Origin of the sequence: Pantoea sp. BAV 3049 (genome assembly GCF_009765445.1) — a bacterium.
In the GTDB taxonomy this organism is placed as follows: Bacteria; Pseudomonadota; Gammaproteobacteria; order Enterobacterales; family Enterobacteriaceae; genus Erwinia.
In genome coordinates, this window is record NZ_WHOY01000031.1 from 1,997,768 (window position 1) to 2,016,305 (window position 18,538).

18 protein-coding genes are annotated in these 18,538 nt (G+C 55.9%); 9 read left to right on the forward strand and 9 right to left on the reverse strand.

Features of this window, described 5'->3' with window-relative positions:
• Positions 1–150: 150 nt before the first annotated feature.
• Genes GSQ70_RS10135 through GSQ70_RS10150 form a run of 4 tightly spaced genes read right to left on the reverse strand, consistent with a single transcriptional unit; the run spans position 151 to position 4,807 of the window.
• Positions 151–1,293: an ROK family protein gene (locus GSQ70_RS10135; RefSeq protein WP_158782413.1), complete on the reverse strand. Its 1,143-nt coding sequence runs from the start codon at positions 1,291–1,293 to the stop codon at positions 151–153.
• 57 nt (positions 1,294–1,350) lie between these two features.
• Positions 1,351–2,502, reverse strand: a complete 1,152-nt coding sequence (locus GSQ70_RS10140) for an N-acetylglucosamine-6-phosphate deacetylase (RefSeq protein ID WP_158782414.1) — start codon at positions 2,500–2,502, stop codon at positions 1,351–1,353.
• Complete coding sequence (locus tag GSQ70_RS10145; protein ID WP_233268267.1) at positions 2,495–3,265, reverse strand: glucosamine-6-phosphate deaminase; 771 nt, start codon at positions 3,263–3,265, stop codon at positions 2,495–2,497. Before GSQ70_RS10145 ends, GSQ70_RS10140 begins: the two co-directional genes overlap by 8 nt.
• Before the next feature lie 18 nt (positions 3,266–3,283).
• Positions 3,284–4,807 carry a sodium:solute symporter family protein gene (locus tag GSQ70_RS10150; RefSeq protein ID WP_158782416.1) on the reverse strand — a complete coding sequence of 508 codons (1,524 nt, stop codon included), beginning with the start codon at positions 4,805–4,807 and terminating at the stop codon, positions 3,284–3,286.
• A 280-nt stretch (positions 4,808–5,087) separates the two neighbouring features.
• On the opposite strand from GSQ70_RS10150, the gene GSQ70_RS10155 reads away from it, so the two are divergent.
• The 7 genes from GSQ70_RS10155 (at position 5,088) to ghrB (ending at position 11,904) form a co-directional block, all read left to right on the forward strand.
• Positions 5,088–5,651, forward strand: coding sequence for a DNA-3-methyladenine glycosylase I (locus tag GSQ70_RS10155; RefSeq protein WP_158782417.1), 564 nt, complete (start codon positions 5,088–5,090; stop codon positions 5,649–5,651).
• A gap of 108 nt (positions 5,652–5,759) precedes the next feature.
• Complete coding sequence (locus GSQ70_RS10160; RefSeq protein ID WP_158782418.1) at positions 5,760–6,422, forward strand: OmpA family lipoprotein; 663 nt, start codon at positions 5,760–5,762, stop codon at positions 6,420–6,422.
• 195 nt (positions 6,423–6,617) lie between these two features.
• On the forward strand, positions 6,618–7,649 hold the full coding sequence (locus GSQ70_RS10165; protein ID WP_158782419.1) for a LacI family DNA-binding transcriptional regulator: 1,032 nt from the start codon (positions 6,618–6,620) through the stop codon (positions 7,647–7,649).
• Between the two features lie 152 nt (positions 7,650–7,801).
• Positions 7,802–8,551: a sugar phosphate isomerase/epimerase gene (locus GSQ70_RS10170; RefSeq protein WP_158782420.1), complete on the forward strand. Its 750-nt coding sequence runs from the start codon at positions 7,802–7,804 to the stop codon at positions 8,549–8,551.
• A gap of 3 nt (positions 8,552–8,554) precedes the next feature.
• Positions 8,555–9,508 carry a sugar kinase gene (locus GSQ70_RS10175; RefSeq protein ID WP_158782421.1) on the forward strand — a complete coding sequence of 318 codons (954 nt, stop codon included), beginning with the start codon at positions 8,555–8,557 and terminating at the stop codon, positions 9,506–9,508.
• A gap of 83 nt (positions 9,509–9,591) precedes the next feature.
• Positions 9,592–10,875, forward strand: coding sequence for an MFS transporter (locus GSQ70_RS10180; RefSeq protein WP_158782422.1), 1,284 nt, complete (start codon positions 9,592–9,594; stop codon positions 10,873–10,875).
• Between the two features lie 54 nt (positions 10,876–10,929).
• The gene (gene ghrB, locus GSQ70_RS10185; RefSeq protein ID WP_158782423.1) at positions 10,930–11,904 is read left to right on the forward strand and encodes a glyoxylate/hydroxypyruvate reductase GhrB; all 975 of its coding nucleotides are present in this window, start codon (positions 10,930–10,932) and stop codon (positions 11,902–11,904) included.
• Positions 11,905–12,043: 139 nt separating this feature from the next.
• Here the strand turns inward: ghrB and kduD are convergent, their stop codons facing one another.
• A complete protein-coding gene (gene kduD, locus GSQ70_RS10190) occupies positions 12,044–12,805 on the reverse strand; it encodes a 2-dehydro-3-deoxy-D-gluconate 5-dehydrogenase KduD (RefSeq protein WP_158782424.1) in 762 nt (253 codons plus the stop codon).
• Positions 12,806–13,151: 346 nt separating this feature from the next.
• On the opposite strand from kduD, the gene GSQ70_RS10195 reads away from it, so the two are divergent.
• Positions 13,152–14,402, forward strand: a complete 1,251-nt coding sequence (locus tag GSQ70_RS10195; protein ID WP_158782425.1) for a valine--pyruvate transaminase — start codon at positions 13,152–13,154, stop codon at positions 14,400–14,402.
• 59 nt (positions 14,403–14,461) lie between these two features.
• On the opposite strand, the gene ibpA is transcribed toward GSQ70_RS10195, so the two are convergent.
• Complete coding sequence (gene ibpA, locus GSQ70_RS10200) at positions 14,462–14,878, reverse strand: small heat shock chaperone IbpA (RefSeq protein WP_158782426.1); 417 nt, start codon at positions 14,876–14,878, stop codon at positions 14,462–14,464.
• Between the two features lie 301 nt (positions 14,879–15,179).
• On the opposite strand from ibpA, the gene GSQ70_RS10205 reads away from it, so the two are divergent.
• Positions 15,180–15,554 (forward strand): YceK/YidQ family lipoprotein, encoded by a 375-nt coding sequence (locus GSQ70_RS10205; protein WP_158782427.1) that lies wholly within the window; start codon positions 15,180–15,182, stop codon positions 15,552–15,554.
• On the opposite strand, the gene GSQ70_RS10210 is transcribed toward GSQ70_RS10205, so the two are convergent.
• The 3 genes from GSQ70_RS10210 to GSQ70_RS10220 are packed head-to-tail and all read right to left on the reverse strand — an operon-like array spanning position 15,551 to position 18,408.
• Positions 15,551–16,822, reverse strand: a complete 1,272-nt coding sequence (locus tag GSQ70_RS10210; protein WP_158782428.1) for a DUF3748 domain-containing protein — start codon at positions 16,820–16,822, stop codon at positions 15,551–15,553. The two genes, GSQ70_RS10205 and GSQ70_RS10210, sit on opposite strands and share 4 nt — an antisense overlap.
• A gap of 11 nt (positions 16,823–16,833) precedes the next feature.
• Positions 16,834–17,046, reverse strand: a complete 213-nt coding sequence (locus GSQ70_RS10215) for a hypothetical protein (RefSeq protein WP_158782429.1) — start codon at positions 17,044–17,046, stop codon at positions 16,834–16,836.
• A gap of 42 nt (positions 17,047–17,088) precedes the next feature.
• On the reverse strand, positions 17,089–18,408 hold the full coding sequence (locus GSQ70_RS10220; protein ID WP_158782430.1) for an MFS transporter: 1,320 nt from the start codon (positions 18,406–18,408) through the stop codon (positions 17,089–17,091).
• Positions 18,409–18,538: the final 130 nt, after the last annotated feature.

Below are 18,538 nucleotides of genomic sequence, written 5' to 3' on the forward strand. Positions count from 1 at the left end.
GCAAGTTTAAGGCGTTATTTTTTACATTTTTTACAGGTCTTTCTGTTGAATAACTATTGCCTGGTTAACGCCCACGTCAAGTTGTTATCGACTCTTTTTTAACCAGCTTTAATAAGCTTTATTCATTTTTCGCGCGGTCGATACGTTAACTCAGGCAGACGGAAAGTGGGCAGCCACTTCGCTCTGCTCAATAACCGCCAGCGCCAGCCCGAGCGGAGGTGCCAGAGGAGAAGGAATAAAATGGAGGTGAGTATGCTGAAAAGTGAAGGCCAGCGTGTTCGTCCGGGCGCTTTCCAGCGCACTGGCACAGAAAGCCGGGCTGGCGTTCCACGGGCTGTCGATCATCAGCGATGCCGGGTTCATCAGCAGCATAATCTGGCTGAGGGCTTTGCCCAGATACCGCCCGGCCTCCGCCATAACCTCATCAACAATTTGGGGAGCCTGAGAACGTCTCTGCCAGCTCAATCCCGCCTGCCTTGCCTGCAGCTGCCGGTTTATAGCCGGAATGCTGATCAGCGCTTCCAGACAACCACGCTGACCGCAACGGCACTCCGGGCCGTCAGCGACCGTCAGATGCCCCGCCTCACCGGCTGTCCAGCTGCTGCCGGTGAACACTTCGCTGCCGCGTAACAGTGCTCCGCCCGTGCCCTCACCGATGCGCAGATAAAAGCAGCTGCTTCCTGCAGCCACTTCTGTCGTTTGCAGGGAGAGCAGAGCGGCAGCTTTGACATAATTCATCACCTTTAGCGGCACGCTTTTCGAGTGGGCAACAGCCGCCCGGATATCCACGTCCTGCCAGCCCAGGTGCGAGGAGAGATGAAGATAACCGTTATCCGAATCCACAATCCCCGGAAAACCCAACCCGATGCCCAGCAGTTCAGGGTGGCGCTGCGATAAAGCCCCGCACTCTCTGGCCAGCTCAGCCAGCAGGCGCTGCGGATCTTGCGTGTCCGTCTCCCAGCTTTTCTGCTCCAGAACTTCTGAGAAATAATCGCAGACCGTCAGGTGGATCTGATTGCGTTCAACCATCACTCCGGCGGCCTTCCGTTTTTCCGGACGCAGACTGATTTCAATCCCTGGCCGCCCGGCAGAAGAGACTGCCCGCGGTCCCAGCTCAACCACCCGATCCTGCGACAGCATCTCATCAACAATCAGCGACACGGTGTTTTTACTCAGCGCCAGCGCCTGCGAGATGCTCTGGCGCGTGGTGACGCGCTGTCTGCGCAGATAACTCAACACCCGTTTCTCGTTATTGAGGCGAAGTACGGCTGGTCCCTTTCCTGCTTCTTTCATGCTGGCGTCATCCGGAATCACGTATTCCGGCCAGTCTGGCAGTTTTCGGGGCTGATTTCACCCCCACACTTTCTGGCCTGCTTTCCAGGTCCCACAAAGCTTCACTCCGTGCGTTGCCGTCGTTTCCAGCAATATCACATCGCCCGGAGCGCCCACGCTCAGCCCGGGCTGCTCCGGCAGCCCCATCTGTCTGGCAGGCCGGAGCGAGGCCATTTCCAGCGCTTCCGGTAACGAAGCCAGCCCGTTGCGCAGCAGGTGATTAACCCCATCGGTCAGCCCTTTCGCCGATCCAGCCAGCAGCTGTGGCTGCCCCGCAACCGATAAGCGCCCGCTGTCACTCAGCTGCACCCGTCCGCCGATTGGCGTGTCGTAGACACCGGCAGGCATCCCGGCAAAACAGGTGGTATCGCTCACCAGCAGGGCATTTTCGCCCTTCACCCGCATAAACACTTTCAGCACCGCCAGCGGCAGGTGGTCACCATCCGCGATGAGCGCGCAGGCCAGTTCATCCTGCGCCAGCTGCTGCCAGATATAGTTTGGATGGCGGGGAAGCTGCAGATGCGCACCGTTACCAAGATGAGTGGACATGCGCGCCCCCGCCTCGACCGCAGCGGTAATCTGCTCTGGTGTCGCAGAAGTATGTCCCAGCGAAATCTGCACGCCGGATGCCACGCAATGCCGGATGAAGGTTGCTGCCTGCGGCCACTCCGGCGAGAGGGTCACCAACCTGATCCTGCCCCGTGCTGCCGCCTGCCAGCGATCCAACAGGCCAGGATCGGGCGCTTTAATGTGCTCGCGAGGATGAGCGCCACGTGGCCCGTCTTCCGGAGACAAAAACGGCCCCTCCAGATGAATGCCGCAGACCGCCCGCGCCACATCCCCGCGTTGATCAACCGCCTGCCCCAGCCGGCTCATGGCCTGCGCAATAATCTCGCTGTCGGCCGTAATGACCGTGGGCATAAAGGTCGTCACGCCCTGTTGCCACAGCTTGTGGGTCACCTGCTCCACGTCATCCACGCTGAACGGATAATGGTTGAAATCGATCCCGGCATAACCATTGACCTGCAAATCCACCAGTCCCGGCGCGATAACCGGCAGCTCTTCAGCACTGTGAAAGGGCTGAATGTCACTGATGACACCGTTGGCCAGGGTCAGCCTGACCGGCCGTAACGTACGGTAATCCCGTCCATAAATCAGGCTTTCAGACATCTGACCGCTCCTGAAAAGCATCCCGATCGGTATAGAGAGTACAGCCTGTATGACTGCGCAGAATGGTCGCCGGGCACGACGTGCTCAGCGGCTGGTTCAGCATCGCAGTGACCGCCTGATGCTTATTTTTCCCCGGCACCATGCAAAACAGCCGTTGAGCGGAAAGTAACGCCGGGATGGTCAGCGTCAGCGCATGAGTAGGCACACTGGACAGCGAGGCGAAACAGCCATCGTTGACCTGCTGCTGGCGACACACGGCATCCAGCGCCACCGGCTTCATCAGTTCCGGATCCTGAAAATCCGCCACCGGCGGGTCATTAAAGGCCAGATGGCCGTTTTCCCCGACGCCCAGGCAAACCATATCAATGGGAGCCTGAGTGAGCAGCGCAGCATAGCGCTGGCAAATCTCTACAGGCTCACCGGCCGACGGGATCAGGTGCACCTCGCCCGGATTAACGTGGCGGAACAGCTGCTGGTGCAGATAGTGGCTGAAAAGCTGCTCAGCGTTCTCCGGCAGGCCAATATATTCATCCATGTGAAACGCCGTCACACGCGACCAGTCGATGTCGGGTGCCTGCCGTAGCCGGGCCAGAAACTCATTTTGCGACGGGGCGGCGGCAAAAATAATCCTGACCCGCTGCTGACTGGCCAGCAGCTGGCGCAGGTGCGCCGCCGCTTCATCTCCAGCCTGAATGCCCAGCGTCTGCCGGTCAGCAAACACTTTCACCTGCAACTTCTCTGCCTGCTGGCTGTGATAGTTCACGGATATAGCTCCTTTCATTCAGTGAGTACCGCGATGGCTGACCGGGATGCCGATATTCTCCGGCTGCGAAGCCGGGCCATCCTGATTCAGCGCATTGAGTAAGGTGTCAACTTCTACGGAAACCGGTGACCGGCGCAGTAATCCCAGGGTGATAAAAATGACCAGCGAAGAGAGCACCGGAGCAGCAACCACCAGCGCGGTGCTGCCGCCCGGCAGTAAAAATTTCACCACAAAAAAAGTGGTGACGCCGACGGCCCATGAGGCAATAGCGGCTGCCGGTCCGCAGCGACGGAACCACGGCAGCAGGCCCAGCAGCATCGGGATGGAGATCGGCCCGACCAGCCCGCCAAACCAGACGATCAGCAGCGACAGGATGCCGCCGAAACGACCTGCATTCAGCGCAATAAGCAGCGTGATGGAGATAAACAGCGCAGTTGTCACCCTTGCAGCCAGCAGCGAAGGTTTGCCATGGGCGAAACGTGTCGGAAACAGCACCGGTAAAATATCGCGGGTCACCACGGCGGTTATCGCGTTGGTGTCCGACGAGGTCATCGACAGCGTATGGGTAAACATCGCCACCAGCACCAGACCAATCAGCCCGTTAGGTAACAACGACATTGCCATCAGTGAATAGGAGCGGGAGGGATCGGCTAAGTCCGGGAACAGCAGTGGCGCAGCCCACATCGGCCAGAACAGAACCAGCGGCCAGATCAGATACAGTACCGCTGACAGCAGTGCCGCCTTACGCGCCTCTTTTCCACCGGGTGAAGCGATAAAACGCTGGGCCAGGTTCCAGGTGCCCCCGTTGTAACTCAGGGTGTAAATAATAAAATAAGCGAGGATAAAGCCCAGCGAATAAGGTTCCTGCACGATCACCGTGTGCTGCGGCGGCAGACGATCCCAGATATGGATCAGCTCGCTGAAGCCGCCCAGGTGAATCGCAACCGCAATCACCATCACTATCGCCGCGACAAACTGCACGATGAACTGGCCGAAATCATTACAGGCATCGGCCCACAGCCCGCCCATCACCGAATAAAACAGGCTCAGCGCCCCGGCAATCAGGATCCCCATCAGCGGATTAAAGCCGGTGAAGACGTTGATAATAATCGCGATAGCAGCCCATTTCGCGCCGACATCAAACACCTTCAGCAGAACGCCACTCCACGCCAGCACCTGCTGCGTGGGCACGTTATAGCGGGTGGCGAGGTATTCCATCGGCGATTCGATATTCATATGAACACGTAATCTTGCCCAGCGCGGGGCAAAAATGGCCGCGCCCAGCAAAACGGCCACCGCAATGGGAAACGCCCACCAGAAGTAGATAGTGATGCCTGCCTGATAGGCAACCGCAGCATAGGCGACAAAGACCGCCGCGCTGTAACCCGACATATGGTGTGAAACGCCGGAGAGCCACCACGGCATTTTCCCACCTGCCGCGAAGAAATCTTTGGTACTGCCCACGCGACGCATTGCCCAAAAGGTAATCAATACAATCATTAATGCATACAGCGCCATGACGAGATAATCGAATAAATTCATAGCTGACTCCGGGACGAAGGGAGATTTAGCAATCCGGCACAGCCCGGATCGGTTTTTTTTGGTATGAATGCCGTCCGGTCAGGGTTACCGCAATTAGTCCTGACTTAGGACTAATTAACGCTAGCATGTCAGTGCTGGTTAAATTGTGATCAGAGTTACAAATTGAAAACACCTGTCATAGGGCCTTCTTATCTTGCGATCTGGCTCCAGACAAATGCCAGACGCTATACTGCCCGGGTTGAAAGAACGCCGATATTCATCGCCATCAAGGAAATTATTTATGCAACGTTGCGGCTGGGTTTCTCAGGATCCGATCTATCTTGCCTATCATGACGAAGAGTGGGGTATTCCGTTGACGGACAGCCGTGAGCTGTTTGAGATGCTTTGCCTTGAGGGACAAATGGCCGGATTATCATGGCTGACGGTGCTGAAAAAGCGGGAGAATTACCGCCAGGCTTTCCACCATTTCGATCCGCAGGCAGTGGCTTTGATGGACGAGGCAGATGTGGATCGACTGATGCTGGACAGTGGCATTATCCGCCACCGCGGAAAAATCTCCGCCATTATCGCCAATGCCCGTGCCCTGCTGGCGATGGAGGCAAGAGGAGAGGCGTTTAACACTTTTATCTGGCAGTTTGTCGATCATAAACCCCAAATCCATCACTACGCCGATTACCGCACTGCGCCTACTTTCAGCCCAATCTCTGATGCATTATCAAAGGCGCTGAAGAAGCACGGTTTTAAATTCGTTGGCACGACCACCTGTTACTCGTTTATGCAGGCCTGCGGTCTGATCAGCGACCATACCACCGACTGCTTCTGCCATCCTGATAACCTTAAATAAGATTCTTTACAATAATTAAGAAGATAACACCGTTTTTTTTCCACAATCCGGCGGCATAATCGGCGTTTTAAGGGCGATTTCGCCTGCCGCTGTGGAGAATGAAGATTAATGAAAAAGCGTTATATCACCCTCGCTCTGGTTTTGAGCGGAACTATTGCTCTGTCCGGCTGTACCACCAACCCCTATACGGGCGAGCGTGAAGCGGGTAAATCCGGGATCGGTGCAGGAATTGGCGCGGCGCTGGGCGCGGGCGTGGGCATGCTCTCTTCTTCGAAAAAAGACCGGGGCAAAGGCGCACTGATCGGCGCGGCAGCCGGGGCCGCCCTGGGCGGTGGTGCGGGTTACTATATGGACGTTCAGGAAGCCAAGCTGCGCGATAAAATGCGCGGTACCGGCGTCAGCGTCACCCGTAACGGCAACAACATCGTGCTGAACATGCCGAATAACGTCACCTTTGACAGCAGCAGCAGCACGCTGAAACCTGCCGGAGCCAATACCCTGACCGGCGTGGCAATGGTGCTGAAGGAGTACCCAAAAACGGCGGTTAACGTCGTCGGCTATACCGACAGCACCGGCACCCGCCAGCTGAATATGACCCTGTCCCAGCAGCGTGCTGACGGCGTGGGTAGCGCATTGATCACTCAGGGCGTCGCCGCTGACCGCGTGCGCACCAGTGGTATGGGGCCGGATAATCCTGTCGCCTCCAACAGCACCGCAGAAGGTAAAGCGCAGAACCGTCGCGTGGAAATCACCCTCAGCCCGCTGCAGTAATCCTGCTATGGCCGGGCAGCCCCGCCCGGTCATCAAATCTCAGAGTTCAATAAGCGTGACGCCGCTCGCTGGGCGGGATCGGCCAGATGGATTATGATGGCCCGATCCATACTCCGTCATTTCGGACTATCTTGGGGTGTTAAGACCAGCCATTGCTGAAACCTCTCCGTTAAAGTCACTTGTCCAAGGATCGCCATGAACCGCAAGGGCGCACGCGCCACCATCAGCGACGTTGCCAAAGCTGCAAAAACCGGAAAAACCAGCGTCTCCCGCTATCTCAACGGCGAGCAGCATGTGCTTTCCGCCGATCTGAAACAGCGCATCGAAAAGGCGATTGCCGGGCTGAATTACCGCCCAAGCCAGATGGCCCGAGGGCTGAAGCGCGGGCGTACCCGGCTGATTGGGCTGATCATTGCAGATATCACCAACCCCTACTCCGTTGAAGTGATGTGCGGCATTGAGGCGGCGTGCCGTGCTCAGGGCTTTACCCTGCTGATGTGTAACACCAACAATGAAGTGGATCAGGAGCAGCATTACCTGAATCTGCTGAGCAGCTATCAGGTGGAGGGCATTGTGGTCAATGCGGTGGGTATGCGTGAAGAGGCGCTGAGCTACCTGCAGCAATCCCTGCTGCCAATGGTGCTGATTGACCGCAAAATTCCGGAATTTGACTGTGATGTGGTCGGACTGAACAACAGTGAAGCTGCCCGCGTGGCGACCGAGCATTTGATCGAACAGGACTATCGTGCAGTGCTGTTTGTTACCGAGCCACTGGGGCTGGTCAATACCCGTCATGAACGCTTACAGGCTTTCAAAACGACAATGGAACGCCATCCCGGACGCTACGCTGAACAGGCTGAAGTGGCGCTAAACGATCCGGCGAAACTCGATCACGTTCTGATGGATTTCTGGCAGCGCCATCAGACTGAGCACTGCGCCGTACTGGTAGTTAACGGCGCACTGACCTTGCAGGTGACCCGCTCGATGAAGCGTCTGGGCCTGGACTGGGGCACACAGATGGGGCTGCTGGGCTTTGACGAGCTGGTCTGGGCGGAACTGGCAGGAGTGGGCATCACCACGCTGAAGCAGCCGACCTGGCAAATCGGCTATTCGGCGCTGGAACAGGTGATCCGCCGCATTGAAGGAGATACCGCGCCTCCTGAAGAAAAGGTCTACTCCGGAGAGCTGATTGTTCGGGGATCGACAAGGTTTTCTCCCACCCCCTGATTTCCTGACGTCATCCGGCACCTTTTCAGACTTCCCCTTAAAAAAAGTGTTCACATCGTGAGCGCGATCATAAAACCACACGCTGCCTCTTTGCATTGGAACCGGTTCCATTTAACGTTTTTATAACGTCAGGGTCAGACCCGGAGGAATCAGTGAAACGTGAAGTGATCGTAGTGACGGCCGCCTATGGCCGCGATCGAATTAAAGCTATGGGAGGCCAGCAGGCCGTTTTACCCGTCATTGCCGCCGCTGGCGCAGACGGGGTGGAAATCCGACGCGAGCTGTTCAGCCCGGCAGAATTCGACGGGCTGCCTGCTCTGGGTCAGGCTATCAGTGCTGCCCGCCTGATAGCGTTCTATTCGGTCCCGGAAGCGCTGTTTACCGATGAAGGATCGTTGAATCCCAACATCGATCAGCACGTCGCTGAGGCACAGCAATTAAATGCCCAGCTACTAAAATATTCACTGGGTCACTATCAGCATGGTGCTGACTACTCCCAACTGCGCGAGAAACTTTCGGGGTTACCGGTTCATCTGGTGGTGGAAAACGATCAGACCGACTGCGGCAGGCTGAGTGCGCTGGACAGCTATTTTCACGACTGCGGCGAGGCCCGGGCCGGTAATGGCATGACCTTCGATATGGGCAACTGGCTGTGGGTCGGCGACGATCCGCTGCAGGCGGCAGAACGTCTGAGCCGCTTCGTCAGCTACGTCCATGTGAAAGCCGCAGCCCCGGCTGAAAACGGCTGGCGTGCAGTGGCACTGGATGAGGCCAGTAACCTGTGGCGTGAAACACTGTCGCTGCTGCCCGCTGGTGTACCGCGCGGTATTGAGTTCCCGCTGGAAGGCGACGATCTGATTGCCGTTACCCGCCATTACGTTGATCTGCTGCGAGAGGAGTAAGCCATGACCATCCATGAAAACGGCACGCTGGACGCGGTCACCATTGGCGAAGCGATGGCGATGTTTATCGCCACTGAAAGCGGCGATCTGGCCTCAGCGGAATGCTTTATCAAGCGAATTGCCGGGGCAGAGCTGAATGTGGCGATCGGGCTGGCAAGGTTGGGGCTGAAGGTGGGTTGGGTCAGCCGCGTCGGCGATGACTCTTTTGGCCGCTTTACACGCCAGCAGCTGGAAAAGGAGGGTGTCGACAGCCGCCAGGTTATCACCGACCAGCGCTATGCCACCGGTTTTCAACTGAAATCGAAAGTCGAAGACGGCTCCGATCCATTGGTGGAGTACTTCCGTAAAGGTTCCGCCGCCAGCCATCTTTCAGTGGCCGATTTTAACCGCGATTATTTTGGTTCAGCCCGCCATCTGCATCTGAGCGGCGTGGCGGCAGCGATTTCCGACAGTTCTCTGGCGCTGTCAAAACACGCCGCGCAGGAGATGAAGCGAATGGGCAAAACCCTCTCCTTCGACCCCAACCTCCGCCCGGTGCTGTGGCCCAGCGAACAGGAAATGGCGAAGCAGCTGAACACGCTGGCAGGCTTCGCTGACTGGGTGTTACCTGGTGTCAGCGAGGGCAAAATTCTAACCGGTCACAGCCAGCCTGAAGCGATTGCCGACTTCTACCTCGATATGGGCGTAAAAGCGGTGATTATCAAAACCGGCGGTGACGGCGCCTGGTACAAAACTGCCGAAGGCGAGAAAGGTCAGGTGGCAGCAATCAGAACGGACAACGTGGTGGATACTGTTGGCGCTGGCGATGGCTTTGCCGTTGGCGTGATCAGCGCCTTGCTTGAAGGGAAAACGTTACCGCAGGCGATTAAACGCGGCAACAAAATCGGTTCTCTGGCAATCCAGGTAGCTGGCGACAGCGAAGGTTTACCGACGCGCGCTGCCCTGGGCGATTTTTAAAGTCTGAAACCGGCACCATTATGAAGCGGCATCGTTCCCCGGCGGAACAGAGTGCTGCCTCCTCATCAACAGAGGATAAATCTATGAATAAGCATACAATCGCGCCTAAACGCTGGTGGTATATCATGCCCATCGTGTTTATCACCTACAGCCTGGCGTATCTGGACAGGGCCAACTTCAGCTTCGCCTCCGCCGCAGGGATAAACGAAGATCTGGGCATCACCAAAGGCATGTCGTCACTGCTTGGCGCCCTGTTCTTCCTGGGCTATTTCTTCTTCCAGATCCCCGGCGCGGTGTATGCCGAACGTCGCAGCGTAAAGAAGCTGGTGTTCATCTGTCTGCTGTTATGGGGCGTCTGTGCCTCACTGACCGGTGTGGTCAGCAACATCCCTGCGCTGGCGGCCATCCGCTTTGTACTTGGCGTGGTGGAAGCCGCAGTGATGCCAGCAATGCTGATTTACATCAGTAACTGGTTTACCAAATCCGAACGTTCGCGGGCCAATACCTTCCTGATCCTCGGTAACCCGGTCACCGTGCTGTGGATGTCAGTGGTTTCCGGCTACCTGATTGAAAGCTTCGGGTGGCGTGAAATGTTCATCTTCGAAGGCATTCCAGCGGTGATCTGGGCCGTCGCCTGGTGGTTTATGGTGCAGGATAAACCCGCGCAGGCGAAATGGCTGAGTCAGGATGAGAAAGCCGCGCTGCAGGCTCAGCTGCAACAAGAGCAGGAAAATATCAAAGCCGTGCGTAACTATGGCGAAGCATTCAAATCCCGCAATGTCATTATCCTCTGCATTCAGTACTTTACCTGGAGCATCGGCGTGTACGGCTTCGTGCTGTGGCTGCCTTCCATCCTGCGTAATGGCAGCCAGATGGGGATGGTCGAGGCAGGCTGGTTATCCGCAGTACCGTATCTGGCAGCCACAGTGGCGATGATTGTCGTTTCCTGGGCCTCCGATAAGTTACAGAACCGCAAATTGTTTGTCTGGCCGTTACTGCTGATTGGCGCGCTGGCGTTTTTAGGTTCATATCTTGTAGGGGCGAATAATTTCTGGCTGTCGTTCAGCCTGCTGGTGGTGGCCGGTGCAGCAATGTATGCGCCATACGGTCCCTTCTTCGCCATCATCCCGGAAATGCTGCCGCGTAACGTAGCGGGCGGCGCGATGGCGCTGATTAACGCTATGGGTGCGTTGGGTTCTTTCCTCGGCTCCTGGGTGGTGGGTTATCTGAACGGTGCCACCGGCAACCCTGCAGCTTCGTATATCTTTATGGGGGCATCGCTGCTGATCTCGGTCTGGCTGACACTGATAGTAAAGCCCGCGGAGAACAAACAGCCTCCAATGCCGCATGGCGCTAAACATGCTTAATGTTGCAAAACGGGCCAGCTGGCCCGTTTCCTCACTTCAAACAGGGAGACAAGAATGAAACCTTCTGTGGTGCTGTATAAATCGTTGCCGGAAGATCTGCGTTCGCGACTGGATGAACATTTTGCCGTGACTGAAATTAACGGCCTGACGCCGGAAACCATCAGCCAGCACGCCGATGCCCTGCAACAGGCTGAAGGCCTTTTAGGATCCGGTGGCAAAATTGATGCGGCTTTCCTGGCGAAAACGCCCAAACTGCGCGCTGCCTCTTCCGTCTCGGTGGGTGTGGATAATTTTGATATCCCAGCCCTTAACGAACGCGGCGTGATCCTGATGCATACCCCCACCGTGCTGACCGAAACCGTCGCCGACACTATGATGGCTCTGGTGCTCTCCAGCGCTCGCCGGGTGGTTGAAGTGGCTGAACGGGTTAAAGACGGCAAATGGCAGAGCAACATCGGTGCCGACTGGTTTGGTATTGATGTACACCACAAAAAGATGGGTATTCTGGGCATGGGTCGTATCGGCCTGGCGCTGGCTCAGCGTGCTCATCTGGGCTTCAGCATGCCGATTCTCTATAACGCCCGTAAACATCATGAAGAGGCTGAACAGCGCTTCGACGCGAAGTATTGCGATCTGGATACGTTGCTGAAAGAGTCTGACTTCCTGTGCATCAGCCTGCCGCTGACCGACGAGACCCATCATCTGATCGGCCGTGAACAGCTGGCGAAAATGAAGCCGTCTGCAGTGCTGATCAATGCCGGGCGTGGTCCGGTCGTGGACGAAGAAGCGCTGATTGCCGCGCTGCAGGAGGGCACTATCCATGCCGCCGGGCTGGATGTGTTCGAGAAAGAGCCGCTGCCAGAGAATTCACCGCTGCTGAAGCTGCCAAACGTTGTGGCGCTGCCGCATATCGGTTCTGCCACTCATGAAACACGTTACGGTATGGCACGGGATGCCGTGGACAATCTGATTGCCGCGCTGAGCGGGAAGGTCGAAAAAAACTGCGTTAACCCACAGCTGCTGAAATAAACTCAGCTCTCCGGATGGCGATAAACTCAAAGGCCGGATTTCACACCATGGACGGTGTAAACCTTCCGGCCCGGGACAACGCTTACGTTTTTATCACCGGCCCGGACTATGCCAGGCCTTTTATTGACAGCGATCTCACTTAACGTGCCAGCCAGCCGCCATCAACAGCAATGGTGTAACCATTGATATAGTCCGAAGCATCCGAAGCCAGGAATACCGCCGGCCCCTTCAGGTCGTCAGGCAATCCCCAGCGCGCAGCAGGAATGCGCGCGAGAATTTCCGCATTACGTTTTTCATCCGCCCGCAGCATTTGCGTATTGTTGGTCGCCATATATCCCGGCGCGATAGCATTCACATTGATGCCGTGCTTTGCCCATTCGTTAGCCATCAGGCGAGTCAGGCCCATTACCGCACTTTTGGAAGCCGTATAGGAAGGCACGCGAATACCGCCCTGGAAAGAGAGCATTGAAGCAATATTGATAATCTTCCCACCCTGCCCTTGTTTAATAAACTGACGGGCGACGGCCTGCGACATAAAGAAAACGGATTTACTGTTCAGATCCATCACGTCATCCCAGTCTTTTTCGCTAAATTCGATGGCATCCTGCCGGCGTATAATCCCGGCGTTATTCACCAGAATATTAATCCGGCCAAATTCCGCCACGACTTTTTCCAGCAGTCCCTCAATACAGTTAATTTTCCCAAGATCGCCTTTCAGGCTGAGGAAACGCCGTCCAAGCGCGGTAACCCTGTCGAGGGTTTCCTGCGGTTCGACAATATTAATCCCGACAACGTCACAGCCTGCTTCCGCCAGTCCCAGAGCCATCCCCTGGCCCAGGCCGGTATCACATCCCGTTACCAGCGCCACTTTTCCTTTCAAATCAAAAGCATTTAAAATCATCTTCACAACTCCTGTTATTCCTGTGATGAGCGACTGCGCTTTTCCGGGATTACTATAACGAAGTGAAAACGACGCTTACCGTGATCGCTATCGAACAAATTTATTTTTGATACATTGTTTTTATAAAAACAAAACATCGTTTCATTTATATATATTGAAATTGTTTCTTATTGTTTAATTAAATGTGAAAAAAAACGACGCTTTACATATAAATAGCCGTAGCAAGTCAGACCAGAACATTCCCGCTAACAATTCCGTTCTGCTCAAAAGAGGCAGAGGATTGCATCGCGTCAAGGCTGGCGTTAAGGTTAACGTCCACTTGCAGATAACAAGCAGTTAACACGCTATGAGCTTTTCCGCCTTCGGTGACAAATTTACGCGCCTTTCAGGCATTACCCGCCTGATGGAAGATATGGGTGAAGGATTACGCACGCCAGGTGCGGTCATGCTGGGTGGCGGAAATCCCGCGCAGATCCCGGCCATGAACGACTATTTCCAGCAGCTTTTGCAGGAGATGCACGACGAGGGCAAACTGGCGGAAGCACTGTGCAATTATGACGGACCGCGCGGGAAAACCACCCTGCTGGAATCGCTCTCCGCACTGCTGCGTGACGAGCTGGGTTGGGATATCAGCCCGAAAAATATTGCGCTGACCAACGGCAGCCAGAGCGCCTTCTTCTACCTGTTTAACCTCTACGCTGGTCGCCGGGCTGATGGCAGCAAAAAGCGCGTGCTGTTCCCGCTGGCACCGGAATATCTCGGCTATGCCGATGCCGGGCTGGATGAAGAGCTGTTTGTCTCCACCCGCCCGAATATTGAAATGCTGCCGGAAGGCCAGTTTAAGTACCACGTTGATTTTGAACATCTGCAGATCACCGATGATACCGGGCTGATTTGCGTTTCGAGGCCGACCAACCCGACCGGAAACGTGATCACCGACGAAGAGCTGCTGAAGCTGGACGTACTGGCCCAACAGCATGAGATCCCACTGCTGATTGATAACGCCTACGGCGTGCCTTTCCCCGGCATTATCTTCAGCGAAGCGCGCCCGCTGTGGAACCCGAACATCATCCTGTGCATGAGTCTCTCCAAGCTGGGCCTGCCGGGTTCACGCTGCGGGATTATCATCGCTGATGAGAAAGTGATCTCCGCCATCAGCAATATGAATGGCATTATCAGCCTCGCACCCGGCAGTATCGGCCCGGCCATCGCTAATGAGATGATCCAGCGTGGCGACCTGCTGCGGCTGTCGGAAGAGGTGATCAAACCTTTCTATCAGGAACGGGTTAATCAGACGATTGCCGTTATTCGCCGCTATTTATCCGAAGATCGCTGCCTGATCCATAAACCAGAAGGGGCAATTTTCCTCTGGCTGTGGTTTAAGGATCTGCCGGTTTCAACGGAAACGTTGTATCAGCGTCTGAAAAAGCGCGGCGTACTGATGGTGCCGGGGCACTTCTTCTTCCCGGGCCTGGAGCACGAATGGCCGCACACGCATCAATGCATGCGCATGAATTACGTGCCGGACAGTGAGAAAATTGAGCGCGGAATTGCGATTCTGGCTGAAGAGATAGAGCGCGCACATCAGGAAGGCTAAAACCTTCCCGGCAGAAACGCAAAGGGCCGCACAAAGTGCGGCCCTTTATTATCACCAGATTACTTAACTATTTCGATACGACGCGGTTTATTCGCTTCCGGAACGACTCGTTCCAGGTCGATATACAGCAGGCCGTTTTCCAGCTTGGCGTCACGAACGTTTACGTGCTCAGCCAGCTGGAATTTACGCTCGAAGTTACGCTCGGCAATTCCCTGGTACAGGTAGTTTTTTTCCTGTTGCTCTTCAGGGTGTGCGCCGCGTACAGTCAGCATATTGTCGTGGGAAGTGATGTCCAGCTCGTCCTGGGCGAACCCGGCCACGGCAATGGTTATGCGGTACTGGTTTTCTGCTACCAGTTCTACGTTATACGGAGGGTAGCCGCCGTTGCTCTGACCCTGGTTTGATTCCAGCAGGTTAATCAGACGGTCGAAACCAATAGATGAACGATACAGTGGGGCAAGGTCGAAATTACGCATTTTACTACTCCTGATAATCAGCGAGATTGAACGTTAAGGCCTTCCACTCTGGACAGGCCGCCGGTCAAAAAGCAGTACCCTGTCGGCGTACATTTTTGTGACCGTAACCATAAAATGGTGATGGCCCGCGGGTTTTCAAGAGCAGCAAATGCAATTTTTTTTAACCCACAGGCCGTGAATGGCATACACTCAGGGAAGAATTCGTCGGAGAGTGCATGAGTTACCACAGAGTGACCGGGGACTTCCCTGCAAACGGCGATAACAATCAGGCCGGCGCTGCCGTGACTGAAGGGATGATGAAATGATGGTAATGAAAAAGTGTCGCTTTGCTGGTCTGCTGACCTGTCTGTCACTTGCAGGCACCAGTGGCTGCTCCAGCTTTATGTCTCATTCCGGACCCGATCAGGGTTACTACTCCGGCACAAGAGCCAGTGCCAAAATCGTAGCTGACAGCAACAGTGGCTGGGTAATGCGCCCGCTGGCGGCCCTGGATTTGCCCTTCTCCGCCGTGCTGGATACGCTGCTGCTGCCGTATGACTATTACCGCTCTGGCAGCGATAAGGCCGCAGATTCACCGCGCGAGCGCGTCCTGCGCAGCGAGCAGCAGAATCACACCGATGAAAGCCTGTCCCAGGCCGCGCCGCTGGTCGTGAACACGCCACAACCGCAGCGCTAGTCAGCCATCACTTCCGCAACAAAGATTTGCCGGAAGCCCTCTGTGTGGCGCAGATAAGCCACGTGCTGTCCGTCCGGTGAGCAGACTACCGCGTCTGCTACCGGCGCTTCATCAGTGCGCGTCGTCAACCGCCGCATCTTCCCGCTGCCTGTATCGCACAGCATCACGCTGTTGTCGTTGATCAGCGCCACCGAGCGGCCATCAGGATGCCAGCTGAAGGCGGACTGAATATCGCTGGCGGCATCAGTGATCTTCCGCGGCTGGCCGCCCGTCGGCGCAATCGTCCACAGCTGAACCACCCCAGCTTCATCTTTCATCAGGAAAGCGATGGAACGCCCATCAGGTGAGCTGCGCAGCCAGTGACGGGGCGTGGTTGCCAGACCGGGATAAGCACGATCGTGGGTAAAGGTCAGCCGCCGCTGCGTAATGCCCTTTGGCGGGGCTGGAAGCGAGGTAGCAGTACCTTCAATCGGCTCATCACCTTCCAGAGCATAGTCGACCATCTTCTCCGGCAGATCGACAATAAAGACTTCAGGCACTTTCTCGCCGCTGGTACTGAGCGTGTCGCCAATAAAGGCCAGCGCCCAGCGCTGCCGGTGACCGTCGTGCTTCAGATAGCCCTCTTCGCCAACCCAGCCTTCTTCATAAGCACGATTGATCTCGTCGCTGCCGGGCTGGGGAGCCGAAGTGGTACGGCTGACCAGCACGCAGAAGTGGCTGCCATCGTATTCACGCGGATGGCTTTTGGGCGGGCAAACCGGATGCAGTGGAACGGCCACGCCAACGTTGCGCAGATCTTCCTTCACCGCAAATTCATGCATCACATGATCGTTGTAGGTGAAGCTCAGCCGCGTGCCGTCCGGACTGAAAACGTGAACATGTGTACCGCCGCGCAGCGCACCTGGAGTGAAAGGAGCAGTGATGTCGCAGGCATCCATATTCTCCGCCAGGCCATTTTGTACAATCACGCCGCGCCGGTGGTGAAAATCGTACTTCCACTGGCTGTCAGGATGCTCCGGACCATGAATGCAGACGTAACGGGGCGGCAGATCGGGGCTGACGGTGATCACACCAACATGGGCACCGTCTCTGGCCTGATAAAGTACTTCGGTCTGGCCACTGAGGTTGACGCGCTCCACGGTCAGGCCGCTGAAGGTGGCTCCGTCGGGACGCACGTCATACACCAGCCAGTGGCTGTCTGCCGTCCAGATATTAATATTGGTGAGCTGATGGTTACGGCGGTCAAAAGTCAGCTGTTTTTCGGTCATCTTGCTTACCTTTAGCAGTGTCTGCTGCTAAGGGTAATGCATTCACCGGCTTTCGGGTACTGGCGTGACCAGCGGCGAACCGGCAGCGAAGCGATCGGCTCTCTGGTGACGGTTCCCTCACCATTGGTCAGCATCACCTGAAATTCGGCTGCCTGGCGACTTAAGTCTTCTGCCGTCAGTTCGCTGTACTCCACAATGTCATAATGCTCCTGCAGTACCGTCATCAACAGCGGCGGCAACGAGGCCTGTTTCAGTATTTTTTTTCTTCATTTGCAATTATCCGACAATGTGTCAGGAACAGATTTCAGGGTATCGCGCGGGGGACGCGAAATGAGGATGCCGATGATGCCACCAGCGATCAGCGCGACGGCGACAATCAGCAGACCGGAGTGGTAGCTGTTGGTCATGTCCTTGATTTTGCCCAGCACCGGCGGCAGGCCCAACCCGACAAAGTTAGCAACGGTATTAATAAAAGCAATGGAAGCTGCCGCGGCAACACCGGCCAGTTTCTCGGTGGTAACCGCCCAGAAAACCGGCGTCAGTGCAAAGTTGAAGCCCACGGTCAGCACCAGCAGGAAGTAAGAAACCACCAGATTACCGGAGTAAACGGCCGTGGCCAGCGCCAGACCGGAGAGGATCAGCGGCAGACCAAGGTGCCAGGAGCGCTCATTGGTTTTGTCAGAGTGGCGGCCATTCAGGTACATAAACAGGCAGGCCATCACAAACGGCACGGCTGACAGCAGTCCAATCACCACGTTACTCTGCCCGGCCGCCACGCTTTTAATAATCAGCGGCATAAACAGCGTGATACCGATCGATCCAAAAGCCTGCAGGAACCACACCAGGCTCAGCAACAGCACGGTTTTGTCCTTCAGGGCGCTCAGCCAGGAGTGGTTTTTATCTATTTCAACGCCTGCGTTGTCCTGCTGCAGGCGCTGGCGCAGCCAGGTTTTTTGCTCGCTGCTCAGCCAGGACGCATGGTCCGGCGTGTCAGGCAGATGCCGCAGCACCAGGCAGCCCAGTACCACGGCAGGAAGGCCTTCCAGCGCAAACAGCCAGCGCCAGCCAGCCACATCGGCGATGCCATGCATATTCAGAATCGCCCCGGAAACCGGCAGGCCGATGATCGAAGCCGCCACCGATCCCATATAAAAGAAAGACATAGCGCGGGCACGATTGCTTTTCGGAAACCAGCAGGAGATGTAATAGATGATCCCCGGCGCAAAGCCAGCTTCACACATTCCCAGCAGAAAACGCATGACATACAGTTGGTTAGCGCTGTGCACAAACGCCATACCGGTGCTGACAATTCCCCAGGTGATCATGATGCGGGCAATCCAGCGGCGCGCCCCCACTTTGGTCATGATGACGTTACTGGGGATTTCGAACAGGATGTAAGAGATATAAAACATGCCGACGCCCAGACCGTACATGCCGGCAGACAGCCCTAAATCGGCATTCATCTGCAGCGCGGCAATCGAGATATTGGTCTTGTCGAGGTTGGCGACAAAATAGCAAATCACGATAAACGGAATGATTCTGGCGTTAAGTTGCTTCAGGGTAGAGGAGTACAGATCGGAGTTCATATTCACGACCTCAGCAGGTGTTGCCGCCGGATCCAGGCAGCAGAAAGGCTGCCCGCCACGGATGACAGGGTTTAATATTCTGTTTTTATTATATTTTACTCAGGAATTCTCAAAATCAATGGCGCTGTAG